General features: G+C 65.0%; 1 protein-coding gene. It reads left to right on the top strand.

Translation table 11 applies throughout. The features are described 5' to 3' along the window. The first annotated feature begins 51 nt into the window (after positions 1 to 51). The gene (locus ACSFA3_RS24645; RefSeq protein ID WP_435467944.1) at positions 52 to 924 is read left to right on the top strand and encodes a DMT family transporter; all 873 of its coding nucleotides are present in this window, start codon (positions 52 to 54) and stop codon (positions 922 to 924) included. Positions 925 to 1178 lie beyond the last annotated feature (254 nt).

The following is a 1178-nucleotide window of genomic DNA, read 5'->3' on the forward strand; positions in this document are numbered from 1 at the left end:
CGGTCAAGAACAAGTCCCTTCCCCTGGCCACTGCCGCGAGACAACCCGACCATGCAATCGACCGGAACCCTGCGCGGCATCGCCGCGATGCTGTTGGCTTGCGCCTTCTTCGCCTGCATGGACGCGCTGCTCAAGAACCTGGCCGGGCACTACCCGCCGGTGCAGGTGATGGCACTGCGCGGTCTCACCGCCCTGCCCCTGGTGTGCCTGTACATCGTCTGGCGGCGCGAGGCAGCCGGCGTTTTCAGCCGCCGGCTGCGTTGGCGCCTGCACCTGCTGCGCACCGCGCTGAACATGACGATGCTCGTGCTCTTCGTCCATGGCCTGAAGACCCTGGGCCTGGCAGAGGCCTACACACTCACTTTCATCGCTCCGCTGCTGATGGTGCTCATCGCCGTGCCGATGCTGGGCGAATCGGTCCAGCCGCGGCACTGGATCGCCATCGGGCTGGGCTTCATCGGTGTCGTCATCGCACTGCGGCCCGAGCAGGGGGCTTTCCTCTCGGTGGGCGCTGTGGCGATTCTGGTGGCCGCAGTCTGCTATGCGCTGTCGAACATGCTGGGCCGGCTCATCAGCCGCACCGAATCGAGCGCCGCGCTGGTCTTCTGGACCACGGCCGGCATGGCAGTGGGCGGTAGCCTGTTATCGGCGCCGCAATGGGTGCCCATACAGGCCCAGCACGCGTGGGTGCTCGCGGGTTTGGCCATCAGCGGCTTTCTGGGCCAGCTGGCCATCGCCGAGGCCTTCCGCCACGGCCAGGCCGCCGCCATCGCCCCCTTCGAGTACAGCGCCCTCGCCTGGGCGCTTGTGCTGGACTGGTTGTTCTGGCAGGCCGCGCCTGATGCGTGGACGCTGGGTGGTGGGGCGTTGATCGTTGCGAGTGGGCTTTGGCTGGCGCGAAACGAAGCGCCGAGGTCCGCATAGAAAAAGCGGCAGGCCATCTGAGTTGCGGCGAAGCGTGCGTGTAAAGCCGCATGCTGTTGCGGCAAGTTCAAGTGAGAGCCTTCAATGACTGCACGACGGCTTGGGCCCCAAGGCTCCGGAGGCAGTGACCGACTACAGTCGGCCAATAGCGGGCCTTAGCCATGCTGCAGAATTTGGGCAGAAGCGTCTTATATTGCGCCATGTCTTATCGAGTTCGATTTCCCGACGTGTACCTCTTCGCTAACGCATCCAAC

This window comes from Variovorax glucosi (assembly GCF_051216695.1).
Classification (GTDB): domain Bacteria; phylum Pseudomonadota; class Gammaproteobacteria; order Burkholderiales; family Burkholderiaceae_C; genus Variovorax.

Coding starts and splice junctions, on each gene's coding strand:
- ACSFA3_RS24645 (WP_435467944.1), top strand. CDS start 52: ATGCAATCGACCGGAACCCTGCGCGGCATCGCCGCGATGCTGTTGGCT.